The sequence below is a fragment of the Streptomyces sp. SUK 48 genome (genome assembly GCF_009650765.1).
Classification (GTDB): domain Bacteria; phylum Actinomycetota; class Actinomycetes; order Streptomycetales; family Streptomycetaceae; genus Streptomyces.
This window is the reverse complement of the sequence record NZ_CP045740.1, coordinates 1,956,327-1,979,995: the sequence shown is the minus strand read 5'-3', so window position 1 is coordinate 1,979,995 and position 23,669 is coordinate 1,956,327. Positions and strand designations below refer to the sequence as shown.

General features: G+C 73.6%; 17 protein-coding genes and 1 pseudogene. 11 read left to right on the top strand and 7 right to left on the bottom strand.

Features of this window, described 5'->3' with window-relative positions; translation table 11 throughout:
* The first annotated feature begins 478 nt into the window (after positions 1 to 478).
* From GHR20_RS08330 to GHR20_RS08320, 3 genes are all read left to right on the top strand, one after another.
* The gene (locus GHR20_RS08330; protein ID WP_153812812.1) at positions 479 to 1,129 is read left to right on the top strand and encodes a Tat pathway signal sequence domain protein; all 651 of its coding nucleotides are present in this window, start codon (positions 479 to 481) and stop codon (positions 1,127 to 1,129) included.
* Between the two features lie 309 nt (positions 1,130 to 1,438).
* A complete protein-coding gene (locus GHR20_RS08325) occupies positions 1,439 to 2,083 on the top strand; it encodes a ScbR family autoregulator-binding transcription factor (RefSeq protein WP_111581049.1) in 645 nt (214 codons plus the stop codon).
* Positions 2,084 to 2,105: 22 nt separating this feature from the next.
* Positions 2,106 to 3,281 (top strand): damage-control phosphatase ARMT1 family protein, encoded by a 1,176-nt coding sequence (locus tag GHR20_RS08320; RefSeq protein WP_153812811.1) that lies wholly within the window; start codon positions 2,106 to 2,108, stop codon positions 3,279 to 3,281.
* Here the strand turns inward: GHR20_RS08320 and GHR20_RS08315 are convergent.
* The gene (locus GHR20_RS08315) at positions 3,274 to 4,536 is read right to left on the bottom strand and encodes a cytochrome P450 (RefSeq protein WP_243877979.1); all 1,263 of its coding nucleotides are present in this window, start codon (positions 4,534 to 4,536) and stop codon (positions 3,274 to 3,276) included. The two genes, GHR20_RS08320 and GHR20_RS08315, sit on opposite strands and share 8 nt — an antisense overlap.
* Complete coding sequence (locus GHR20_RS08310) at positions 4,533 to 5,315, bottom strand: alpha/beta hydrolase (RefSeq protein WP_111581052.1); 783 nt, start codon at positions 5,313 to 5,315, stop codon at positions 4,533 to 4,535. Before GHR20_RS08310 ends, GHR20_RS08315 begins: the two co-directional genes overlap by 4 nt.
* Before the next feature lie 134 nt (positions 5,316 to 5,449).
* Between GHR20_RS08310 and cyc2 the strand changes: the two genes are divergently transcribed.
* The 5 genes from cyc2 (at position 5,450) to GHR20_RS08285 (ending at position 12,738) form a co-directional block, all read left to right on the top strand.
* Positions 5,450 to 7,612: a germacradienol/geosmin synthase Cyc2 gene (gene cyc2, locus GHR20_RS08305; protein ID WP_153812810.1), complete on the top strand. Its 2,163-nt coding sequence runs from the start codon at positions 5,450 to 5,452 to the stop codon at positions 7,610 to 7,612.
* A 119-nt stretch (positions 7,613 to 7,731) separates the two neighbouring features.
* Positions 7,732 to 9,615: an O-aminophenol oxidase PhsA gene (phsA, locus tag GHR20_RS08300; RefSeq protein WP_153812809.1), complete on the top strand. Its 1,884-nt coding sequence runs from the start codon at positions 7,732 to 7,734 to the stop codon at positions 9,613 to 9,615.
* A gap of 156 nt (positions 9,616 to 9,771) precedes the next feature.
* Positions 9,772 to 10,311 carry a PDZ domain-containing protein gene (locus GHR20_RS08295; protein ID WP_153812808.1) on the top strand — a complete coding sequence of 180 codons (540 nt, stop codon included), beginning with the start codon at positions 9,772 to 9,774 and terminating at the stop codon, positions 10,309 to 10,311.
* Positions 10,312 to 10,602: 291 nt separating this feature from the next.
* Positions 10,603 to 11,730 (top strand): aminopeptidase P family protein, encoded by a 1,128-nt coding sequence (locus tag GHR20_RS08290; protein ID WP_153812807.1) that lies wholly within the window; start codon positions 10,603 to 10,605, stop codon positions 11,728 to 11,730.
* 75 nt (positions 11,731 to 11,805) lie between these two features.
* Complete coding sequence (locus GHR20_RS08285; protein WP_153812806.1) at positions 11,806 to 12,738, top strand: aminoglycoside phosphotransferase family protein; 933 nt, start codon at positions 11,806 to 11,808, stop codon at positions 12,736 to 12,738.
* A 15-nt stretch (positions 12,739 to 12,753) separates the two neighbouring features.
* Here the strand turns inward: GHR20_RS08285 and treZ are convergent, their stop codons facing one another.
* Positions 12,754 to 14,499 (bottom strand): malto-oligosyltrehalose trehalohydrolase, encoded by a 1,746-nt coding sequence (gene treZ, locus GHR20_RS08280; protein ID WP_153812805.1) that lies wholly within the window; start codon positions 14,497 to 14,499, stop codon positions 12,754 to 12,756.
* A 203-nt stretch (positions 14,500 to 14,702) separates the two neighbouring features.
* Between treZ and GHR20_RS08275 the strand changes: the two genes are divergently transcribed.
* Positions 14,703 to 15,266 (top strand): DUF1707 and FHA domain-containing protein, encoded by a 564-nt coding sequence (locus tag GHR20_RS08275; protein WP_111581059.1) that lies wholly within the window; start codon positions 14,703 to 14,705, stop codon positions 15,264 to 15,266.
* Positions 15,267 to 15,347: 81 nt separating this feature from the next.
* Positions 15,348 to 15,767 (top strand): SSI family serine proteinase inhibitor, encoded by a 420-nt coding sequence (locus GHR20_RS08270; RefSeq protein ID WP_111581060.1) that lies wholly within the window; start codon positions 15,348 to 15,350, stop codon positions 15,765 to 15,767.
* Between the two features lie 79 nt (positions 15,768 to 15,846).
* On the opposite strand, the gene GHR20_RS08265 is transcribed toward GHR20_RS08270, so the two are convergent.
* The 4 genes and pseudogenes from GHR20_RS08265 to glgX form a co-directional block, all read right to left on the bottom strand.
* Positions 15,847 to 17,100, bottom strand: coding sequence for a M14 family zinc carboxypeptidase (locus tag GHR20_RS08265; RefSeq protein ID WP_153812804.1), 1,254 nt, complete (start codon positions 17,098 to 17,100; stop codon positions 15,847 to 15,849).
* Between the two features lie 124 nt (positions 17,101 to 17,224).
* Positions 17,225 to 17,416: pseudogene (locus GHR20_RS37410) on the bottom strand (dihydrolipoyl dehydrogenase); the annotation flags it as partial.
* 64 nt (positions 17,417 to 17,480) lie between these two features.
* On the bottom strand, positions 17,481 to 19,850 hold the full coding sequence (gene treY, locus GHR20_RS08255) for a malto-oligosyltrehalose synthase (protein WP_194858839.1): 2,370 nt from the start codon (positions 19,848 to 19,850) through the stop codon (positions 17,481 to 17,483).
* Between the two features lie 98 nt (positions 19,851 to 19,948).
* Positions 19,949 to 22,057: a glycogen debranching protein GlgX gene (glgX, locus tag GHR20_RS08250; RefSeq protein WP_153812802.1), complete on the bottom strand. Its 2,109-nt coding sequence runs from the start codon at positions 22,055 to 22,057 to the stop codon at positions 19,949 to 19,951.
* A 280-nt stretch (positions 22,058 to 22,337) separates the two neighbouring features.
* On the opposite strand from glgX, the gene GHR20_RS08245 reads away from it, so the two are divergent.
* Positions 22,338 to 23,576 carry an SAV2148 family HEPN domain-containing protein gene (locus GHR20_RS08245; protein WP_153812801.1) on the top strand — a complete coding sequence of 413 codons (1,239 nt, stop codon included), beginning with the start codon at positions 22,338 to 22,340 and terminating at the stop codon, positions 23,574 to 23,576.
* Positions 23,577 to 23,669: the final 93 nt, after the last annotated feature.

Genomic DNA, 23,669 nt, shown 5'->3' with positions numbered 1-23,669 from the left:
GGTTGACGCCGATGGTTGACGGGGTTACAAATTCCTCAGATTCCACGGATCCGTGGCGCCGGATCCGCCGAGCGGCAGCGGCCGTGCCCCCTGCGGGCACCGGCCGCGTTCCCGGCCCTTACGCGGCACCCGCTCCATCGGCCATCGATCGTCCCGAACCCGGGCTGCCGCACATGCCGGCCCCTTCGGGCGGCGGCCGCTTCGAACGGTGATCTTCCCGCACTTCGCGCGAGTACGGCACGGACAGCTCCCGCACGGGTCCGTACCGGCACCCCCTTGTTCGTCCGGCCCGGCCGATTCCCCCCGGGTACCGGCCGGTGTCCGGCCCGCCGCCGTCGCCGGTCCGTCGCGTAAGGAGAAGGCGTGACGGACCCGCGCCGGCGGCGCATTCCGCACCACCCCGTACCGCCGTGAAACCGCCCCCACCCCCCACGTCCCCCACTTCCATGTTTCCCCACCTCATGAGAGAGGCACCCGCATGCGTACGCGTACCCTCATCGCCCTCGCCGGCACCGCCACCGCCACCGCGCTCGCCCTCGTGTCGGCCGGTCCGGCCTCCGCGGCCGGCTCGGTCCTCACCAAGGGCAGCGCCGGCGGCACCGCCGTCGCGGTCGGCGACACGCTCACCTCGCCGCTGGCGAGCGGCACCTTGGCCACCTTCTACTCCAGCTCGACCGGCACCAGTGGCGTGAAGTGCGGCACCTCCCAGTTCACCGCCAAGGTCACCGCCAACCCGACCGCGCCGGGCACCGCCACCGAGTCCCTGACCGGACAGACCTTCAGCGGCTGCACCAGCAACGTCACCGGTGTCACCGGCGTCAACAGCGTGACCATCGACAACCTGCCCTACACGGCGGCGGCCTCCTCCAGCGGCACCCTCACCGTCACGCCCCCGAGCGGCTCCGTCATCCAGTCCACGGTCAAGCTGAACACCCTGCTCGGCAGCGTCACCTGCGTCTACCAGGGCCCGAGCCTGGCCGGGAAGACGGCCAACGCCGACAACAGCATCACCTTCACCAACCAGCAGTTCACCAAGGTCTCCGGGTCCTCGCTCTGCTTCTCCACCGCGTACTTCAGCGCCAAGTACGCCGCGGTGACCGACGGCGGGTCCGCGGTCTACGTCAACTGACGTCCCCCGGGCGGTCGTTTCGGGCCGACCTGAACGCAGCGCCCAGGCGGCGCCGACGCGGTGCACCAAGGCATCGCGGCGGCGCCGCCCTGCTGTGCGACCTCATCCCGGCAGCGGCCGTACTGCCTTACAGTGCAAGGCAGTTGGTCGTTTTCGGCCCTCCGGTGAGACGCCGTTGAGGAGCCGGCCGTCCGCCTCGTATCGTGGCGATCATGGGGACTCCCGTTGTCATTCGGTGAGTTATCGTATGCAAGGGGTTAAAACAAACCGCATGTCCCGTTCGTTCGTCTCGCGAGGAGGGGTCCCAGCATGGCGAGGCAGTTACGCGCCGAACAGACCCGGGCCACGATCATCACGGCCGCCGCCGACCTGTTCGACCAACACGGCTACGAATCCACCAGTCTGAGCGACATCGTCGCACACGCGAAGGTCACCAAGGGCGCCCTCTACTTCCACTTCGCCGCCAAGGAGGACCTGGCGCACGCGATCCTGGAGCTGGAGAACCGTGCGGCCCGCCGTCTGGTCGCCGATCTCGACGGTCGTGGCTACTCCTCCCTGGAGGGCCTGATGCGCACCACCTTCGGGATCGCCCGGCTCGCCGTGGACGACCCGGTGCCGCGCGCCGGACTGCGCCTCGCCACCGCCGACGTGACCGTACGGCCGCCGCTGCGCCACCCCTACACCGAATGGCTGGAGTTCGCCGGCCGCAAGTTCACCGGGGCCGTGCGCGAGGCCGATGTGCACGGAGATCTGGACGTCTCCGCCGCCGCCCACTCGCTCGTCTGCTTCTTCTTCGGCACCCGGGTCGCCGGCCGTTTCGAACCCGTGGGACGCCTGCCGCGCCGGGTCGCCGAGATGTGGCACCTGATGATCCGCGGCCTGGTCCCGGTGCACCGCCGCCCTCGCTACGTCACCCTCGCCACCCAGCTGGAGCGGGAGATCAGAACCGCGTGAGCCGCGCGGTACGGTGACGGACATGCCCACAACCCCGTTCGCATCCGTGATTCTCGGCAACGAACCCGGCTCGTTCCCGCACGGTGTGCTGGCCGAGCGGCACCCGGCGATCATCCGCCAGGTGCGGGACGCCTTCCCGTACGGGCCCGGGCAGCACCGGGCGCTGGACGAACTGCTGGAGAGCTGCGCCGAGGGGACCGTGGAACCCCTGCCCGCCGACGCCCCGGACCGGGCGGCATGGCACGCGTGGGGCCTGGCCGAGTACGCCGGGCGGTCCTGGTTCGACGTGCCGTGGCTGTGGTCCGAGAGCTACTTCTACCGCCGGCTCCTCGAAGCCGTCGGCTACTTCGCACCCGGGCCCTGGCGGGGCATCGACCCCTTCCGGCCCGTCAAGCGAGCGGAGCTGGCCGCGCCGGAGACCGACCGGGAACTCGCCGCCCTCGACGGTCTGCGGGAGCTGCCCGTGCCGGAGCGGGACCGCGCCCTGCTGCACGGCTCGCTCTGGGGCAACCGCGCCGACCTTGGCTTTCGGCTGTCCGCCGAGGGTGCCGGGGCCCGGGAGGCGGTGCCCGCGCTGGTCGCCGACGACAGCGAGCGGCTGTGGTCGCTGCTGCCGCCCGACGGCGCGGGCACCCTCGTCCTCGTCGCGGACAACGCCGGCCGCGAACTCGTCCCCGATCTGCTGCTGATCGCCCATCTCCTCGCCGGCGGCCGGATCGAGCGGGCGGTGCTGCACGTGAAGCCGTACCCGTACTACGTCTCGGACGCGGTCATGGCCGATGTGCTCGACGGCCTGGAACGGCTGCGCACGGCGCCGGGCGCGGCCGGGGAGCAGGGGCGGCTGCTGCGCTCCGCCCTGACCGACGGGCGGCTCACCGTGCGCGCCCACCCCTTCTCCTGCGCCCCGCTGCCGTACGAGCGGATGCCGGCCGAGCTGCGCGCCGAGTTCGCCGCCGCCACCCTCACCGTCTTCAAGGGCGACCTCAACTACCGCCGCCTGGTGGGGGACCGGCGATGGCCGCCGACCACCCCCTTCGCCGACGCGACCGCCTATTTCCCGGGCCCGGTGGCCGCGCTGCGCACCCTGAAGTCCGAGGTGATCACCGGGCTGACCGCCGCCACCGAGGCACGGCTGGTGGCGGCGGAGGGACAGCGCTGGCGCACGGACGGCACGCATGCGCTGATCCAGATCAACTGATCCGCACCGGCAGCGACTTGATGCCGTTGATGAAGTTCGACACCAGCCGCTCGGCCGGGCCCGCGGGCCGCAGCTCGGGCAGGGCGCGCGCCACCTCCGCGTAGAGCAGCCGCAGTTGCAGCCGGGCGAAGTGGGCGCCCAGGCAGACATGCGGACCGTCCCCGAAGGAGACGTGCGGGTTGGGGGAGCGGGCGAGGTCGAGGCGGCCGGGGTCGGCGAAGGCCCGCTCGTCGCGGTTGGCGGAGGCGTGGAAGACCACCACCTTGTCACCCGCCCAGATGCGCCGGCCGGCCAGTTCGGTGTCCCGCGCGGCGGTGCGCCGGAAGGTCAGCACGGGCGGGTGCCAGCGCAGCAACTCCTCAACGGCGGTGGTGAGTTCGTATTTCCCCGAGCGCAGCAGCCCGTACGACTCCGGGTGTCCGGCCAGGGCCAGCAGGCCGCCGGGGGCCGCGCCGCGGACGGTGTCGTTGCCCGCCACCGTGAGCAGGAAGAAGAACATCTCCAGCTCAGGGCCGGTGAGTTCGGGGTCGGTGGCGAGGGTGGTCGTGATGTCGTCGGCGGGGTGCCGGCGCTTGTGCGCGGCCAGTTCGTGCGCGTAGCCGAACATGTCCCGCAGCAGCGCCGGGGAGCGCGGATTCAGCGGCTTGCCCGAGCCGTCGAGGACCGGGGCGGCGGCCTCGTCCGGGTCCTGGTAGCCGATCACCCGCCGCGTCCAGTCCAGCAGCAGCCCGCGGTCGCTCGTCGGTACGCCCAGCAGATCCGTGAGGTTGAGCAGGGCGTACTCGTCGGTGACGGCCGCGACCAGGTCGACCGTGCCGTCCCCGTGCGCGGCCCGCTCCACCGCCGCCGCGAGCAGCGTCCGCGCCCGCTCCCGGGCGAGGGCCGCGAACCGCTCGATCCGTCCCGGCGTGAACGCCCGGCTCACCAGCCGCCGCGGCCGGCCGTGGTGCGGCGGGTCCTGGTTGAGCATCATGCGGCGGACGAACGGCAGATCCGCCGGGTCGGGGTCCCGGATCTGGGTCGCGCCCAGGTGCGAGGAGTACGCGGCCGAGTCCCTCAGGACCCGGACCACGTCCGCGTGCCGGGTCACCGCCCAGAACCCGGGCCCGGCGGGCCAGCCCAGCACCTCGGGCTCCTCCTGCCAGGCCACCGGATGCTCGTCGCGCAGCACGCGGTAGGCGTCGTACGGCACCCCGGTGGCGTACCGCCGCGGGTCGAAGACGTCCGGCACCGGACCGGTGATTCCCGTGCTCACGCCTGGTCGCTCCCGTCCGCGCGCAGGAAGTCCTCCACCACCCGGACCAGCTCCAGCGGTGTCTCGTCCATCGCGTAGTGTCCGGCACCGGGCAGGGCGACGAGATGGCCGTGCCGGTACCAGGACAGCCAGGTCCCCCGCATCAGCTCGGGCGACAGGGCCGGGTCCAGTTCGCCCGCCACCGCCAGCGCGGGCACCTCGCTGCCGGCCACCTCGGCGTGGAAGTCCTCGCCCGCCCAGGAGTCGAGCCAGGCCCGGAACGCCTTCGCGTCGCTGCGCTGGAACGACGTCCACACCATCCGGTCCAGCCAGGCGGCCGGGCGACGGCCGCCGGTGGTGAAGTCGATGATCGCGCGCCGGTTGCCCGCCCGGTGCGCCGCGTCCGTGAACAGCGCGCCCTGCTCGCCCGAGAGCGGCATCCCCGCCGCGGGCACCGGGGACACCCCGACGATCCGGCGCAGCCGCCCGGGCGCGAGCGCGAGCAGCCGCTGGGCCACCGCCCCGCCCATCGAGTGCCCGATCACCGAGAACCGGGCCCAGCCGAGCCGGTCGGCCAGCGCCACCAGATCCACGGCCGCCTGCGCCGTCGTATACGGCCCCGGGGCGTCCGCCGCCTCCCCGTAGCCGCGCAGATCGACCGGCACATACGTGAAGGAGGCGCGGTCCAGGTCCGGCAGCACGGTCGCGTAGGCGGAGCGGTCGGCGAACCAGCCGTGTACGGCGAACACCCGGTGGGCGCCGTCGCCGTGCACCTCATGGGGCAGCACGAAGGAGTTCATGCGCTCCACCGTGGCCCGGGCACCCGAGCACGGCAAGGGCGCGGACGGGGCACACCTCGGGGCCGGTTCACGCGATGGTGTGATCATGTCCCGCGCATGGGATGGGCGTTCGGGACCCCGGGTAGGGCCCGGCCATGACGCAGCCGTTCGAACTCCCGCACTTCTACATGCCGTTTCCCGCGCGGCTCAATCCGCACCTCGACGAGGCACGCGCCCATTCCACCGCGTGGGCGCGCGAGATGGGCATGCTGGAGGGCTCCGGGATCTGGGAGCAGTCCGACCTGGACGCGCACGACTACGGGCTGCTGTGTGCCTACACCCACCCCGACTGCGACGGCTCCGCCCTCTCGCTGATCACCGACTGGTACGTGTGGGTGTTCTTCTTCGACGACCACTTCCTCGACATGTTCAAGCGGACCCAGGACCGTGCGGCCGGCAAGGCCCACCTCGACCGGCTCCCGCTGTTCATGCCGATCGATCCCGCGACCCCCGTGCCGGAACCGGAGAACCCGGTCGAGGCGGGTCTGAAGGACCTGTGGGCGCGTACGGTGCCCGCGATGTCGGCGGACTGGCGCCGCCGCTTCTCGGTGGCCACCGAGCATCTGCTCAACGAGTCGCTGTGGGAGCTGTCCAACATCAACGAAGGGCGGATCGCCAACCCCGTCGAGTACATCGAGATGCGCCGCAAGGTGGGCGGCGCGCCCTGGTCCGCCGGGCTCGTGGAGTACGCGACCGCCGAGGTGCCCGCGTCCGTCGCGGGGACCAGGCCGCTGCGGGTGCTGATGGAGACCTTCGCCGACGCCGTCCATCTGCGCAACGACCTGTTCTCCTACCAGCGCGAGGTCGAGGACGAGGGCGAGAACAGCAACGGCGTGCTTGTCCTGGAGACCTTCTTCGGCTGCACCACCCAGCAGGCCGCCGACACCGTCAACGACATCCTCACCTCGCGGCTGCACCAGTTCGAGCACACCGCGCTCACCGAGGTGCCCGCGATCGCCCTGGAACAGGGCCTCACCCCCGTCGAGACGGGCGCGATCGCCGCCTACGCCAAGGGACTCCAGGACTGGCAGAGCGGCGGCCACGAATGGCACCTGCGCTCCAGCCGCTACATGAACAAGGGCGCGCGCGGCGACTCGCCCTGGCGGCTGCCGAGCGGGCCCGGCACCTCCGCCGCCCACATCGGCTCCCTGCTCGCCTCCGCCGCGCACGAGCGGCTGCGCTCCTACGCGCATGTGCCCCACCAGAAGGTCGGCCCCTCGATCCTGCCCGAGTTCCACATGCCGTTCGCCCTGGAGCTCAGCCCGCACCTGGAGGCCGCCCGCCGCCATCTGCGCGCCTGGTGCGACCGGATGGGCCTCCTCCGGGAGGGCGTCTGGGACGAGGACCGGCTGCGCGCCTGCGACCTCGCCCTGTGCTCCGCCGGACTGGACCCCGACGCCACCCCCGAGGCCCTCGACCTCAGCGCCCAGTGGCTCGCCTTCGGCACCTACGGCGACGACTACTACCCGCTCGTCCACGGCCGCCGAGGCGACCTGGCCGGCGCCCGCCTGGCCACCGCCCGGCTGTCGGCCTGCATGCCCGTCGACGGCGAGCCCCCGCTGGTGCCCGGCAACGCCCTGGAGCGCTCCCTGAGCGACCTGTGGGCCCGCACCAGCGCCCCGATGAGCACCGGGCAGCGGCGCACCCTCAAGGCCGCCGTGGACACCATGACCGAGAGCTGGGTGTGGGAACTGTCCAACCAGCTCCAGAACCGCGTCCCCGACCCGGTCGACTACCTGGAGATGCGCCGCGCCACCTTCGGCTCCGACCTCACCCTGAGCCTGTGCCGGATGGGCCGGGGCCCCGCGGTCCCGCCGGAGCTCTACCGCAGCGGCCCGGTGCGTTCCCTGGAGAACGCCGCCATCGACTACGCCTGCCTGCTCAACGACATCTTCTCGTACCAGAAGGAGATCGAGTACGAGGGCGAGATCCACAACGCCGTCCTGGTCGTGCAGAACTTCTTCGGCGTCGGCTACCCGGCCGCGCTCGGTGTCGTCCACGACCTGACCACCCAGCGCATGCGGCAGTTCGAACACGTCGTCGCCCATGAACTGCCCGTACTGTACGACGACTTCGGGCTGTCCCCGCAGGCCCGTGCGGCGATGGACGGCTACGTCGACGACCTGCGCAACTGGCTGGCCGGAATCCTCAACTGGCACCGCAGCGTGGACCGTTACCGGGACGCGTGGCTGTCGCGGCGCGCCCACGGCTTCCTGCCCGACCGCCCGCCCGTGCGCCCCCTGCTCACTCCGGGCTGATCGACCGTTTCGGAATCTACTCGTACGGAGTAGGGCATTCAGGGAACTTCGGCGGACTCTTCGCAGTCTTCACAGGCAAGGGGAACGACACAGCGCGAGAACACGGGGGGTGTTCGAGCTTGACCGAGATCATCGAGAAGGCCGTCGGAAGGATCACCGGCGCCACGGGGGAGAAGAAGCAGGCGCCGGGCGAACTGCGGCCGTATGTCGCGCCGTTGACCGTGCCGCCGGTGCTGCGGCCGGGCGGGGCCGACGTCCGGCAGGAGACCGAGATCGCCCTGCGCCCGACCTGGGTGCGGCTGCACCCGCAGCTGCCGCCCACCCTGATGTGGGGCTACGACGGCCATGTCCCCGGCCCGACCATCGAGGTGCGGCGCGGCCGCCGGATCCGCATCGCCTGGACCAACCGCGTCCCCCGGGACGCCGAGTACCCGGTGACCTCGGTCGAGGTGCCGGTCCGCGCGCCCGGTACCGCGCCCGCCACCACCGAGCCCGGCCGCGGCGGCGTGGAGCCCGACAAGGACGTCGCCGCCCTGCCCGCCTGGACGGTGACCCATCTGCACGGTGCCCAGACCGGCGGCGGCAACGACGGCTGGGCGGACAACGCGGTCGGCTCCGGCGACGCCCAGCTGTCGGAGTACCCGAACGACCACCAGGCGACCCAGTGGTGGTACCACGACCACGCCATGAACATCACCCGCTTCAACGTGATGTCCGGGCTCTACGGCACCTACCTGATCCGCGACGACGAGGAGGACGCGCTCCATCTGCCGTCCGGGAAGCGGGAGATCCCGCTGCTGCTCGCCGACCGCAACCTCGACACCGACGAGGGCGGGCGGCTCAACGGGCGGCTGCTGCACAAGACGGTCGTCGTGCAGGCGAGCAACCCGGAGACCGGCGAGCCGGTGTCCATCCCGTTCACCGGGCCGTACACCACGGTCAACGGCCGCATCTGGCCGTACGCCGCGGTGGACTCGGCCTGGTACCGCTTCCGTCTGGTCAACGCCTCGAACGCGCGCATCTACGACCTCGTGCTGATCGACGAGGACGGCGACCCGGTGCCCGGCGTCGTGCACCAGATCGGCAGCGACGGCGGGCTGCTGCCGCGGCCCGTGCCGGTGGACTTCGGCGCGGAACTGCCCACCCTGACCGCGGCGCCCGCCGAGCGCTTCGACCTGCTGGTGGACTTCCGGCGGCTGGCCGGCCGTACCCTGCGGCTGGTGAACAAGGGGCCCAACCAGCCGGCGGGCGTGCCCGACCCGGCCGGTGACGTGCGCTATCCGGCGGTCATGGAGTTCCGGGTCCGCGAGGCCGCCGAGCGCGACACCTTCGAGCTGCCCGAGGTCCTCTCCGGCTCCTTCCGCCGGCTCACCCACGACATCCCGCACGGCCACCGGCTGGTCGTGCTCACCCCGCCCGCCACCCAGGGCGCGGGCGGGCACCCGGAGATCTGGGAGATGACCGAGGTCACCGGCACGGACGGGCCGACGCTCCCGGCCGACGGCGTCATCCGGCTCACCGGCGCCGACGGCACCACCAGGACGTACCGGCGCATCGCGCGGACCTTCAACGACGGGCTCGGTTTCACCATCGCCGAGGGCAGCTACGAGCAGTGGAGCTTCCTCAACCTCGCGCCCATCGTGCACCCCATGCACATCCACCTGGCCGACTTCCAGCTGCTGGGCCGGGACGCCTACGACGTCTCCGGCTTCGACCCGGCGGCCGGCGGGACCCGCGCCCCGATCCGCCACGACGCGGGCACCGCGATCCCGCTCGCGCCCAACGAGCAGGGATACAAGGACGTCTTCCGGGTGCCCGGCGGCCAACTGCTGCGGGTCATGGGCCGCTTCGACGGGGCGTACGGCAGGTTCATGTACCACTGCCATCTGCTGGAGCACGAGGACATGGGGATGATGCGCCCGTTCGTCGTGATGCCGCCCGAGGCGATGAAGTTCGACCACGGCGCGGCGCACGACGGCGGCCACGGAGGGCACATGGGCTGAGCCGAGCTTGAGCCGAAGGCCGGGGCCCCTGGTGACCGGGGGGGCGCGGGGTGTCCGTAGTGACTACCCGCCGCCGGCCTCCGGGCAGTCTCACTCGTTCGTGTCTCGTCGCCGGCCGGTGCGCCGGGTAGATGACCGGCCGGAGGCGAGCGAACCATGGAACACACTGCGTTGCGGCCCAGGCCGCTGCCGGGCCGGGGCCCCCGGGCCGGCGGCGGCCCCCGGACGGGCGGCGGCCCCGCCCACCATCCGCACGCCGCGTCCCGGCGCGTACGGCGGCTGCGGACCCTGCTGCTCGGCGCCTGCGCGGGCACCCTGCTGCTGCTGTCCGGCGTGGGCATCGGCGCGGTCGGCGCCACCCTGCTCGGCGCGGGGAAGAGCGCCGTACCGCATCCCCGGACCGCGGCCGCGCCCGCGCGGGACGGCGGCCCCCGGGCCACCCTCGGCGTGGAGGCCGTCGACTACGGCAGCCCCGGCGCCCTGGTGGTGGGGGTGCACACGCCCGGCCCCGGCTACCGGGCGGGCCTGGCCCGCGGGGACGTCCTGCTCCAGTTCGGCGGCGCCCGCGTCGACACGGCCGCCGACCTGGCACGGGCCGTCGCCCGCGCCCGCCCCGGCAGCGAGGTGCTGCTCACCGTGCGGCACAGCGGCGGCGGGTTCCAGCAGCTGACGGTGGTGCCGGGCGTGGTGACCTGAGCGCGGCGGAGTCCGGGGCCGGTGGGTCGGTGGAACCCGGGAGCCGGTGGTCGGTGGAATCCGGGGGCCAGTGGTCGGCGGAGTGCGGGGGCCGGTGGGACATGATGGCCGGGTGCCGTACCTCCTGCCGACCCCCGTGAGCCGCCCCGCGCGGATCTCCGCCGCACCCGGCGGACGCGGGATCGTCCGATCGGGTCGCGTGGCCCGGTCCGGGCGGGCAGGATGCTGCCCAGGGCGCCTGCCGTGCGCCCCGGTACCCGCCCGACCAGCCAGAACCGCCCGGAGGCCCGGATGACCGGTAGTACGACCACGCCCTTCAGCGCAGCCGACCACCAGGCCCGCATGGAGCGTGCCGCGCGCGCCGCGGCCGACGCCGGTCTCGCCGGGCTGCTCGTGGCACCGGGCCCGGACATGGTCTGGCTGACCGGCTACACCCCCACCGCCGTCACCGAGCGGCTCACCCTGCTGGTCCTCGCCCCCGGCCAGGACCCCGTCCTGGTCGTCCCCACCCTGGAGGCCCCGGACGCCGAGCACTCCGTCGCCGGCGAGGCGCTCACCCTGCGCGACTGGACCGACGGCAAGGACCCGTACGCCGTCACCGCCGAGCTGCTCGACGGCCGCGGCCGCTACGGCATCAGCGACAACACCTGGGGCCTGCACGTCCTCGGCCTCCAGCGCACCCTGCCCGACAGCTCGTACGCCGCCCTCACCGACGCGCTGCCCATGCTGCGCGCGGTCAAGGACCCCGCCGAGGTGGAGCTGCTCGCGGCCGCCGGAGCCGCCGCCGACGCCGCGTTCGAGGAGATCCGCAAGGTGACCTTCGCCGGGCGCCGCGAGTCCGACCTCGGCCGCGACCTCGCCGCGCTGCTGCGCCGCTTCGGCCACTCCCAGGTCGACTTCACCATCGTCGGCTCCGGCCCCAACGGCGCCAACCCGCACCACGAGGTCGGCGACCGGGTCATCCGGCGCGGGGACATGGTCGTCCTCGACTTCGGCGGCCTGAAGGACGGTTACGGCTCCGACACCACGCGCACCGTGCACGTCGGCGAGCCCACCGAGGAGGAGCGCCGGGTCCACGACATCGTGCGGGAGGCCCAGGAGGCCGGCTGCCAGGCGGTGCGGCCGGGCGTGGCCTGCCAGGAGGTCGACCGGGCCGCCCGCCGGGTGATCACCGACGCCGGGTACGGCGAGTACTTCATCCACCGCACCGGGCACGGCATCGGCGTCACCACGCACGAGCCGCCGTACATGATCGAGGGCGAGGAGCTGCCGCTGGTGCCCGGGATGTGCTTCTCGGTCGAGCCCGGCATCTATCTGCCCGGCCGGTTCGGGGTGCGCATCGAGGACATCGTGACGGTGACCGAGGACGGCGGCCGCCGCCTCAACAACACCGGCCGCGAGCTGGTGACAGTGGACTGACGGACCGAGACCCCGGGCCCGGGGCGGGCCCGGGCAGAGCACCCCGACGACACCCGGAACGGCAACGCGCGATCCATGACCCAGGCACCGACCCCCACCGCGGACACCGTCCGCCAGCTGGTCCGTTCGCTGCTCAAGGAAGGCCCGGACGGCGACGCACCCGACGTCCGGCCCGTACGGGAGGAGCATGCGTACACCTGGTGGGTCGGCACCCGCCAGGTGCTGCGGCTCGCCCCCGACCGGGAGGCGTCCGCCCGCAGGCGCCGCGAGCTGCGGCTGCGCGCCCTGGTCCGCCCGCACGTCCCCATCGCGGTGCCGGTCAGCGTCGCGCACGCCGACTGGGCGCCCGGCCTCGCCTGCACCCTGGACACCGCGGTGCCCGGCGGCACCGCCGAGGAGCACGAGGTCTCGGCGGCCGGCGAGGCCGATCTCGCCGGGCTGCTCACCGGGCTGCGCGCGGTGCCGGTACGGCAGGCCGAGTCGCTCGGCGTGCCGCGCGCCGCCCCGCGCTCCCTGGAGGCGCTGCGCCGGATGGCCGTGCACGCGGCCGAACGGCTCGCCGCCGCCGACGAGTTCGACGCCGAGCCGATGCACCAGCTCACCCCGGCCGGGGCCGCCCAGCTCGCCGCGCAGCCCGGCGTCGCCGTGCTCACCCACCACGGGCTGACCGGCGAACACGTGGTGGTCAGCGCCGACGGGCGGGTGCGCGGCGTCCTCGACTGGACCGAGGCGGCGCTCGGCGATCCCGCCGAGGACATCGCGGGGCTCGCCGTCGCCGTCGGCTCCCCGGCCGCCGTCCGCGCCGCCACCCTCGCCGGGTACGGCGCCCGCCCCTGCCTGCGCGGCCTGTGGCTGGCCCGCTGCGACACGGTGCTGCGCCTGATGGACCGCCTCGACGGCCGCGGCCCGGGCGACCCGGCGCTGCTGCGCACCCAGTTGCGCCGGGCGTGGGAGCCGATCCTGCTGGAGCGGGTGACGGACTTCAAGACGGCGGGGGAGGAGCCGTGACCGGCGTCCGGCGGCTCAGGGCTGGCTGAGCACCACGCACGACTCCCCGGGCAGCTGGAGCACGCCGTCCGCGCCCGGCGGCTCGACCGGCTCCCAGGCGGCGAGGACCAGGGCCGGGCGGGAGCCCAGCGGAATGGCGGCCGGTTCCTCGCCCAGGTTCACCGCGACCCGTACGTCGCCCCGCCGGAAGGCCAGCCAGCGGGCCCCCGCGTCGTAGGCCACCTTCGTGTCGGCGAGGTCCGGGTCGGTGAGGTCGGGCTGGTCGCGGCGCAGCGCGATCAGCCGCCGGTACCAGTCCAGCATCCGCGCGTGCGCGGCGCGTTCGGGTTCCGACCAGTCGAGGCAGGAGCGCTCCCGGGTCGCCGGGTCCCCCGGGTCGGGTACGTCCTCCTCGGCCCAGCCGTGCGCCGCGAACTCCCGGCGCCGCCCGCGCCGTACCGCCTCGGCGAGCTGCGGGTCCGTGTGGTCGGCGAAGTACTGCCAGGGCGTACCGGCCGCCCACTCCTCGCCCATGAACAGCATCGGGGTGAACGGCGCGGTCAGCACCAGCGTCGCCGCGCAGGCCAGCAGGCCCGGGGAGAGGTGCGCGCAGAGCCGGTCGCCCTGGGCGCGGTTGCCGATCTGGTCATGGGTCTGGGAGTAGCCGAGCAGCCGGTGCCCAGCCACCCGCGCCCGGTCCAGCGGGCGCCCGTGGTGCCGGCCCCGGAAACCGGAGTAGGTGCCGTCGTGGAAGTAGCCCCCGGTCAGCGTCCTGGCCAGCGCGGCGAAGGGGTCGCGCGCGAAGTCGGCGTAGTAGCCCTGGGACTCGCCGGTCAGCGCGGTGTGCAGGGCGTGGTGGAAGTCGTCGTTCCACTGCGCGTGCAGCCCGAGCCCGTGCTCCCCGCGCGGCGTGATCAAGCGCGGATCGTTGAGATCGGTCTCGGCGATCAGGAACAGCGGCCGGCCCACCTCCGCCGCCAGGTGGTCGACGGCCGCCGACAGCTCCTCCAGGAAGTGGACGGCCCGGGTGTCGTACAGCGCGTGCACCGCGTCCAGGCGCAGCCCGTCGAGCCGGAAGTCCCGCAGCCACGCCAGCGCGCTGCCGACGAGGAACGCGCGTACCTCGTCCGAGCCGGGCGCGTCCAGGTTCATCGCCGCGCCCCACGGTGTGGTGTGCGTGTCGGTGAAGTACGGCCCGAAGGACGGCAGATAGTTACCGGAGGGCCCCAAGTGGTTGTGCACGACGTCCAGGACGACACCGAGCCCCAGCTCGTGCGCCCGGTCCACGAACCGCTTCAGCGCCTCGGGGCCGCCGTACGGCTCGTGCACCGCCCAGGGCGCCACCCCGTCGTACCCCCAGCCGTGCCGCCCGGGAAACGGGCAGAGAGGCATCAACTCCACGTGCGTGATGCCCAGTTCCACCAGATGACCGAGCCGGTCCGCCGCCGCGTCCAGCGTGCCCTCGGGGGTGTACGTGCCCACATGCAGCTCGTAGAGCACCGCGCCCGGCAACTCCCGCCCCGGCCATGGCACCCGCCACCGGTACCGCTCCTGGTCCACGACCGCGCTGAGCCCGTCCGGACCGTCCGGCTGGCGGCGCGAGCGCGGGTCGGGCAGCACCGGACCGTCGTCCAGCGCGAACCCGTACCGGGCGCCGTCACCGGCCGCCGCCTCCCCCTTCCACCAGCCCCCGCGCTCCGGATCGCGCGCCAACGCCCGCGTGGCGCCCTCGCACTGGAGCGTCACCCGGTCTGCCTGCGGTGCCCACACCTCGAACTGCACGGACGGTTCCCCTTCGTCTGTTCACCGTGATGTCCCGCGCTCCCATCGTGCCCGCCCCCGCCCTCGATCTCCCCTCCGATCGGGGCCTTTCCCCTCAGGTGTCGTGCGAAGTTCCCCGGGCGGCCCGCGCGGAAGTACCGTCCGGCGGGCGCCGATTACCCGCTTTCTGGACACGCGTCGCCCACTGACCGACAATCACAGGCGTGACGTCGTCCTTCGAGTTCCCCACCGCCCCGGCCCCGGCGTCCGCGCGGCTGTCCGACACGGAGCGGGAAGCGGCCCTGGAGGTGCTGCGGGACGGCGCGGCCAAGGGCCGGCTGTCGCACGAGACGTTCGTGCGCCGCATGGAACTGGCGCTCGCCGCGCGCCACGCCGACGAACTCGCCGTCCTCGTCGCCGACCTGCCCCGCGACAGCCGCCTGTCCCGCGTGGTCTTCGGCACCGTGGAGGCCGTCTCCGGTTTCACGGTACGACTGCGCCGCGCCTGGCAGGCCGAGCGGCTGCCCAAGCTGCTGCTGCCGGGACCGGCCCACACCCGCCCGCTGCGGATAGGCCGCGACCCGGGCAACGGGCTGCGGCTGACCCATGAGACGGTCTCCCGGGTGCACGCCGAACTCAGCCACCAGGGCGGGCTGTGGATTCTCCGGGACCTCGGCTCCACCAACGGCACCACCGTCAACGGCCGCCGGGTGATCGGCGCGGTCGCCGTCCGCGAGGGCGACCAGGTGGCGTTCGGGCGGGTCGCGTACCGGCTGTCGCTGGGCTGAGCGCGCGGCCGGGGGCGCCCCGGTCGTTCGAACGGGTGACCCGCACTGCGGAACGGCGGACGTCCTGCCGATGCAACGGGCATGACGTACTTCACCAGAGCGACCGCGGCCGTCGGCGTGTTCCTGGCCGCCGCCGGTCTCCTCGCCGCGGGCCCCGCCCAGGCGTTTCCCCATCCGTTCCCCCATCGGCACGGCAACCGGCTGCACCTCACGATCACCCGCTCGGGCGACCGGGCCGACAGCGGCCGCAGCGCCCTGCTGCGCTGCCTGCCGCCGCACGGCCATCCGTACGCGGCCGAAGCCTGCGCCGAACTGGCCGCCGCCCGCGGCGACATCGACCTCATCCCGGCCCGCAAGGTGTTCTGCCCGCGGATCTACTCCCCGGTCACCGCCACCGCGCGCGGCCGCTGGAACGGCCGGATGGTCGACTTCCGGCGGACGTACACCAACTCCTGCGAACTGCGGGCGCGGACGGGGTCGGTCTTCGACCTCGGCGACTGACCGGCGGCGCGCGGCCCCGCCGGCCGCCCTCGTGAGCCGGCCGCCCTCGTGAGCCGATGGCACTTCGAGCCGGCGGCCCCTAGGGATACGCCTGCTCCCGGGCCTGCTGGGCCGCCAGCAGCACCGTGCGTGACTGGTGCTCCACCTGGTGGTCCAGCGGCACCCAGCGGGCCCGGAAGCGCCGGGCGAAGGCGTCGGACCAGGTGGCGACGAGCCGTTCGAGGTCCGGCGCCGCCCGGTCGCCGCTCTCCCGCAGCACCCGCAGCAGCATCGCCGCCGCCCGCAGCGGCAGCCGCCGCCCGAACGCGTCCACGCTGCCGACGTACGCCATCGTGCCGGCGGCCGGCACGGTGTGGGTCCAGTCCTCGGCCAGGCCCGGGATCAGCCCCAGCGCCCAGCGCGCGGCCCGCAGCAGCGGCCCGTCGGCGCCGTCGAGCCGGGGCAGCGCCTCCGCGAGCACCCGCTCCACCTCCAGCGAGTCCCGCAGCAGCCGCCGCGCCAGCCGCCGGATCGCCACCGCCGGCGCCGGGTGCGGCGCCGGGTCGTCCACCAGGTCGCTGGCCCACATCGGCACCTCCACCACGGCGGTCAGCCCCCCGTAGCGGTGCGCGTGGTACCAGGTGCTGTGCCGGGCGTCGTCCGGCATGCTCGGATAGGCCACGCCGCTCTCCGGACCCGGCATCACATGCACCCCCGGCCCGGACGCCGGCCAGCCCGCGGCGTCCGAGGCGCCCGTCTCCACCGGGATGTGCAGCTGCGCCGCCGACTTGGCGAACGGCTCCGCGAGGCCCGGCACGTCCCGCGTCAACTGCACCCAGCTGCCGCCCAGATCGGTGCCGTGCAGGGTCACCTGGAGGTAGGGGCGCAGCTCGTCGATCACCCCGGTCAGCGCCCGGGTCTCGGGCGGGAGCAGGTCGGGGGGCAGCACGGACGGCGACCACTCCGGTTGCTCGGCGCCCGTGGGCCGGTAGAAGCCGAGGTGGTAGTCGAGCAGGCTGCGCGGCGCCGGGGTGACATGGAGGGCGGCGCCGTCCGGGTCCGCGCACAGCAGGAAGTGCCAGGAGGTGCCGGTGCGCAACTCGCGCTCCGCCAGCACCCGTCGGGCGAGCACCCGCAAGGTGGAGCCGCCGGTCGGCTCGTTGGCGTGGGCGCCCGCCACCACCAGCACCGAGCGCTGTGCGTGCCCCACCGACAGCAGGTGCAGCGGTCGTCCCGCGCGCGAGCGGCCCACTTGCCGCAGCGCGCACAGCCCGGGTTCCGAGGCGGCCAACGCCCGTGCGGAGGCCACCAGTTCGGGAACGCTGGGATAGCGCAGCTCCGGCAGGAGACTCACCCCCGACTCGTCCGCCCTGCTTCGCCCTCCCAGTCCCGCACGGTGCGCGGTGGCTGTCAAGCGTCCGGCCGGATGCCCGCGCGGCATGTGCCAACCGGAGCCGGGGCCACCGCACGCACGGCGCTCACCGCTGGTGCAGCCCCCGCCCCGCGAGCGTCAGGAACACCTCGTCCACCGCCTCCGAGAGCGTCGGGTGCGGGTGTATGTGCCGGGCCACGTCACCGGGTTCGGCGTCCCAGCCGATGATCAACCGGCCCTCGCCGATCGGCTCCGAGACCTGCGGCCCGACCAGAGGCACCCCGAACACCGGCCCGCCACCGGCCGGGACCCGCCGGGAGCGGTCTCCCGGCGGGTCCCGGCAGGGGGGCATCGGTTGCCTCTCACTCCCGGGTGACGCGCTCCAGCAGGGCCACCGGCCGGGGGGCGAACAGGTCCGTGAGGGGGACCCGGCCGGTGAACTCCCGTGCCGGGTCGAGGGCATCGGCCCAGCGGCCGGGGGGCAGCGGCAGGGTCGTGTCCCGCCAGCCGCCCGACTCCGCGAGCCGCAGCGAGAGCCGGGTCACCGCCGTGATCACCTCCCCGGAGCGGGCGAAGGCCGTGCAGTGGTCCGCCGCCGGGCCCTCGGCGGGCAGCGGGTCGTAGGAGGCGGCCGCCCCGAAGGCGTCCGGCCTGCGGGCACGCAGCCGCAGCGCCGCGCGCGTCAACTCAGCCTTTTCGCCCGGAGTTTCGGGCGGCAGGGCCGCCGGGCGGCGGTTGTCCGGGTCCACCAGCGCGCGGAACTCGCCCTCGGCGCCCTGGTACACGTCCGGGACGCCCGGCATCGTCAGGTGCACCAGGGCCGTGCCGAGGACGTTGGCCCGGATGTACGGCTCCAGCGCCTTGCGGAAGGCGGTCACGCGTTCGCCGGGCGGGCCGCAGGGGCCGGCCGCCACGAAGGCGGTCACCGCCTCCTCGTACGGCGTCTCCCGCTCGGTCCAGCTGGTGTACATGCCGGCCTCGCGCACATGCTTCAGCAGGTTCTCCCGCACCCGCTCCTCCTCGGCCGGACCGAGCCCGAACACCGTCTGCCAGGCCGCCCAGGCCAGCTGCCCGTCCGGGGTGCCCTCCTCGGGGCGGGTCACCCCGGCCACCAGCTCCGCCCAGCGGCCGGGGCACTCGGTCAGGACGGCGAGGGCCGCGCGGACGTCGGCGCTGCGCTTGGTGTCGTGCGTGGTGACGGCCGTACCGGTCAGCGGCCGCTCCTCCTGGACGCGGGCGCAGTACGTGTGGAACTCGCGCGGGGAGATCCCCGGGCGGCCCGGGTCGCCGCCCACCTCGGTCGCCGCCAGCAGCGGCACATAGCGGTAGTACGCCGTGTCCTCCACCGACTTCGCCCGCAGCGCGGAGGCGGTCTGCGCGAACCGGGTGCGCAGTTCGAGCCGGTCGGCGTGGTCCGGCGCGGCCGGGTCCCCGGGCGGCTCCACGAGCAGCTGCCGTACGAGGTCGACGACCGCCGCCTCCTCGGGGACCACGAAGGCGAGCCGGGCCTCCCCGGCGGCCTCCTCCGTGATGACGGCGGCCGCGTCCCCGGAGGCGTACGGCCGGTAGACCCGCATCCGGACCAGGAGTTCCTCCAGGGCCGTACGCAGCGCCCAGGGGGCCCGGTCGCGCAGCGCGAGGTCGGGAGAGTGGGCGCACAGCCGCACCGCGACCCGGGTGAGCCGCTCGGTCTCGGTGGCCAGCTCGTGCGTGAGCACCTTGTAGGCGGCCCGGCGGACCGTCGCATCCCAGACACCGCCCCGGTCCGCCTGCGGGGCCGCGAACCGCCGGTACTCCGTGAGGAGTTCGACCGCCCCGTCCGGGTCCGTGAACAGGCCGTCGACCCGGCGCAGCGCGTCGTAGCCGGTGGTGCCCGCGATGGGCCAGGAGGGCGGCAGCCGCTCGTCGTCGGCGAGGATCTTCTCGATCACCGTCCAGCGCCCGCCGCTCGCCTCGTGCAACCGGGCGAGATACGCGTCCGGGTCGGCGAGCCCGTCGGGGTGGTCCACGCGCAGCCCGTCGGCCACGCCCTCGTCCAGCAGCTGGAGGATCTTGGCGTGGGTGGCGTCGAACACCCCGGGGTCCTCCACCCGCAGCCCGATCAGCTCCGAGATGCTGAAGAACCGCCGGTAGTTCAGCTCGGTCCGGGCGAGCCGCCACCACACCGGGCGGTACCACTGGGCGTCCAGCAGCTCGGGCAGCGGCAGCCGCTCGGTGCCGGCGCGCAGCGGGAGGACCTGGTCGCGCAGGCGCAGCGCGTCGCCGTCGACCCGCAGATGGCCGAGCTCGGCCCCGAGCGGGGCACCGAGCACGGGCAGCAGCACCCGGCCGCCCCCGGCGTCCCAGTCGATGTCGAACCAGCTTGCGTACGCCGAATCCGGTCCCTCGCGCAGCACCTCCCACAGGGCGTGGTTGTGCGCGGGCGCCATCGCCATGTGGTTCGGCACGATGTCCAGGACCAGGCCGAGGCCGTGCTCCCGGGCGGTCCGGGACAGCGCGCGCAGCCCCTCCTCGCCGCCGAGTTCCGCGCGGACGCGGCCGTGGTCCACCACGTCGTAGCCGTGCGCGGAACCCGGTACGGCCTCCAGGACGGGGGACAGGTGCAGATGGGACACGCCGAGCGAGGCGAGGTACGGGACGGCCGCCGCGGCGGCCGAGAACGGGAAGGCGGGCTGGAGCTGAAGCCGGTAGGTGGCCGTGGGCACCCCCGGTCCGGGTCGCGCAGAGGTCATGGGAACCTACGTACCCGCCCTGCCGCGTTTCGTGTCACCCGGACCGGGCCGGCGGCCGAGGCGGCTCGTCCGCGCTCACCCACCTGGCCTACGGCGCCCTACGCCGGACGCTGGAGGACCATGAGGCTGCGGTCCTCCAGGGCCAGCCGGTCGCCCGCCTTCGCCTTCGTGCCCGAACCCGGCGGGATGCCCTCGGCGCGGGCCGTGTCGACCACCACCTGCCACTGCCGGCCGTGGTTCACCGGCACCCGGAAGTCCAGCGGCTCGGGGGAGGCGTTGAACAGCAGCAGGAAGGAGTCGTCGGTGATCCGCTCCCCGCGCGGGCCCGGCTCGGAGATGGCGTTGCCGTTGAGGAACACGGTCAGCGCGGACGCCCCGGCCGCGTCCCAGTCCCGCCGGGTCATCTCCGTGCCGTGCGGGGTGAACCAGGCGATGTCGGACAGCTCGCCGTGGCTGCCCTCCACCGGGCGGCCGTGGAAGAAGCGGCGGCGGCGCAGCACGGGGTGGTCGCGGCGCAGCCACACCATGGTGCGCACGAACTCCAGCAGCTCCCCGCCGTCCTCGGGCCAGTGCAGCCAGGAGACCTCGTTGTCCTGGCAGTAGGCGTTGTTGTTGCCGCGCTGGGTGCGGCCGAACTCGTCGCCGTGGCTGATCATCGGCACGCCCTGGGACAGCATCAGGGTGGCGAGGAAGTTGCGCGTCTGGCGGGCGCGCAGCGCGAGCACCCCGGGGTCGCCGGTCTCGCCCTCGGCGCCGCAGTTCCAGGACCGGTTGTGGCTCTCGCCGTCCCGGTTGCCCTCCTCGTTGGCCTCGTTGTGCTTGTCGTCGTACGACACCAGGTCGCGCAGCGTGAAGCCGTCGTGGCAGGTGACGAAGTTGACGGAGGCCAGCGGGCGGCGGCCGTCGTCCTGGTAGAGGTCCGAGGAGCCGGTCAGCCGGGAGCCGAACTCCGCGAGCGCGCGCGGCTCGCCCCGCCACAGGTCCCGTACGGTGTCGCGGTACTTGCCGTTCCACTCGGTCCACAGCGGCGGGAAGTTGCCCACCTGGTAGCCGCCCTCGCCCACGTCCCAGGGCTCGGCGATCAGCTTCACCTGGGAGACCACCGGGTCCTGCTGCACCAGGTCGAAGAACGAGGACAGCCGGTCCACCTCGTGGAACTGCCGGGCCAGGGTCGCCGCGAGGTCGAAGCGGAAGCCGTCGACATGCATCTCGGTGACCCAGTAGCGCAGCGAATCCATGATCATCTGGAGCACGTGCGGGGAGCGCATCAGCAGCGAGTTGCCGGTGCCGGTGGTGTCCGTGTAGTAGCGGGGATCGTCCGCGAGGCGGTAGTACGACGGGTTGTCGATGCCCTTGAAGGAGAGCGTCGGGCCCAGGTGGTTACCCTCGGCGGTGTGGTTGTAGACGACGTCCAGGATCACCTCGATCCCGGCCTCGTGCAGCGCCCGCACCGCCGACTTGAACTCCAGCACCTGCTGGCCGCGGTCGCCCCAGGAGGCGTACGCGTTGTGCGGGGCGAAGAACCCGATGGTGTTGTAGCCCCAGTAGTTGCTCAGCCCCAGGTCCGCCAGCCGGTGGTCGTTGACGAACTGGTGTACGGGCATCAACTCCAGCGCGGTCACACCGAGTTCGGTCAGATGCTCGATGAGTGCCGGGTGGGCGAGCGCCGCGTACGTGCCGCGCAGCTCCTCCGGGAGGCCCGGGTGACGCATGGTCAGGCCCTTGACGTGGGCCTCGTAGATCACCGTGTGGTGGTACTCGGTGCGCGGCGGCCGGTCGTCGCCCCAGTCGAAGTACGGGTTGATCACCACCGAGGACATGGTGTGCGGCGCCGAGTCCAGGTCGTTGCGCCGCTCGGGCGCGCCGAAGTGGTAGCCGTACACCTCCTCGCCCCAGCGCACCGCGCCCGCGACCGCCTTCGCGTACGGGTCGAGCAGCAGCTTCGCCGCGTTGCAGCGCAGCCCCCGCCCCGGGTCGTAGGGGCCGTGCACCCGGAATCCGTAGCGCTGTCCGGGCATCACCCCCGGCAGATACGCGTGCCGCACGAACGCGTCGCTCTCCCGCAGCTCCACCGCCGTCTCCGAGCCGTCGTCGTGCAGCAGACACAGCTCCACTCGGTCCGCGGCTTCGGTGAAGACCGCGAAGTTGGTGCCGGCGCCGTCGTACGTCGCGCCGAGCGGATACGTCCCTCCAGGCCAGACCTGCATGGCAATGACTCTCCCAGGTGGGCGGCCCGCCCGGGGGCCGGTTCGCGCGATGGCACGAAGTCTCCCCGAAAGCAGGAACGGGACCGGCCGGGTACCCCCGGCTATGAAACCGCTCACTCCCCGTGCACGAGCGGTGGGGAACGGCCCGAAAACGCCAAGCAGTTGAGCAGAGCAGGAGCGGAACCGACCTGTCCATCCGGCTGCACCGCGCGCCGCTCCCGGAGTACCCTTCCTTGATCGTCGAGACGGGAAAGGCCCGGGGACGGAAGGCGGTGCACGGGTGGGCTCGGGAGGGCTGGAGCTGCCCCCTGGTGGCGAGGGTCACGAGGGAGACTCCGCGGACGTCCCGCCCGGCGCGGTGTCCCTGGCACGGCCGATGGACGCGGGTTCCATCGGGCCGGAGCTGGACTGGGGCGCCGACGCCTGGCACGAGGTGCGCACCCGCGCCCAGCGGGCCGGCCGGGCCTACATCTGGCTGAACCTCGTGGAGCAGCGGCTGCGTTCGGTCGTCGCCGCCGTCCTGCGGCCCGTGTACGAGCCCGTGCACGGCGACGAGTGGGTGGTCGCCGCCGCCGGACCGGCCGGACAGGAATGGGTGCAGCGCGCGGTCGCTGTACGCGAAGTCAGCCGCCGCAAGGGCTACTTGCTCGATCCGGCCGACGACAACGTGCTCAGCTTCCTGACGTTGCCCCAGCTGCGCGAGCTGATGGTGCAGCACTGGCCCTGCTTCGAGCCGTACTTCGACGAGCGCCGCGACCTCGAACTCGCCCTGGACGAGCTGGAGGTGACGCGCAACGTCGTCTCCCGCAACCGGGCCCTGTCCGAGGCGGTGCTCGGCCAGGCGGAGCGCGCCTCGGCCCGGCTCCTGGAGATGCTCGGCGCGGGCGGCGACGTGCCCTCCGCGCGCCGGCTGCCCGTCGACGCGGTCGAGGACCTGGTCGGCGACCGGTACGCCGACGTGGTCGCCGTCCACTCGGACCGGGTGCGGCTGATGCGCCGGTTCCCGGCCGAGGACCTCTTCGGCGGCGCCCGGCGCCTGGACGCCATCGGCATCGGCCTCAACCTGCTGGTGCAGAACTTCTCCGGGCGGCGCCTGGTCCGGCTCGCCGAGTCCGGCTGCCGGGTCCGGCTGCTCTTCCTCAACCCCGCCTCCAGCTCGGTCAAGCGCCGCGAGCGCGAACTCGGGATGAAGCGGGGCGAGCTGAGCCGCTCGGTCGAGATGAACATCCTGCACATGCGCCGGGTGCGCTCCCGGCTGCGCGACCCGGACGCCTTCCAGATCCAGGTGTACGACGAGACGCCCCGCTTCACCGCCTATCTGGTGGACGGCGACGGTACCGACGGCATCGCCGTGGTGCAGTCCTATCTGCGCGGGGCGCGCGGGATGGAGTCGCCGGTCCTGGTGCTGCGCAACGGCAGCCGCCTGGTCAAGTCGGACGATGCGGGCGAAGCCGGACTCTTTCCGACATATCGCGAGGAGTTCGAGCTGACGTGGGCCGATTCGCGCCCTGTGTCCTGATCCGCACCCCCTTCTCCACCGAAAAGCGGAACGCGGTCCCCTGATTGTCAGTGCCCCGTGCGAGGGTGGAGACCACTGGGGGAACGCACCATG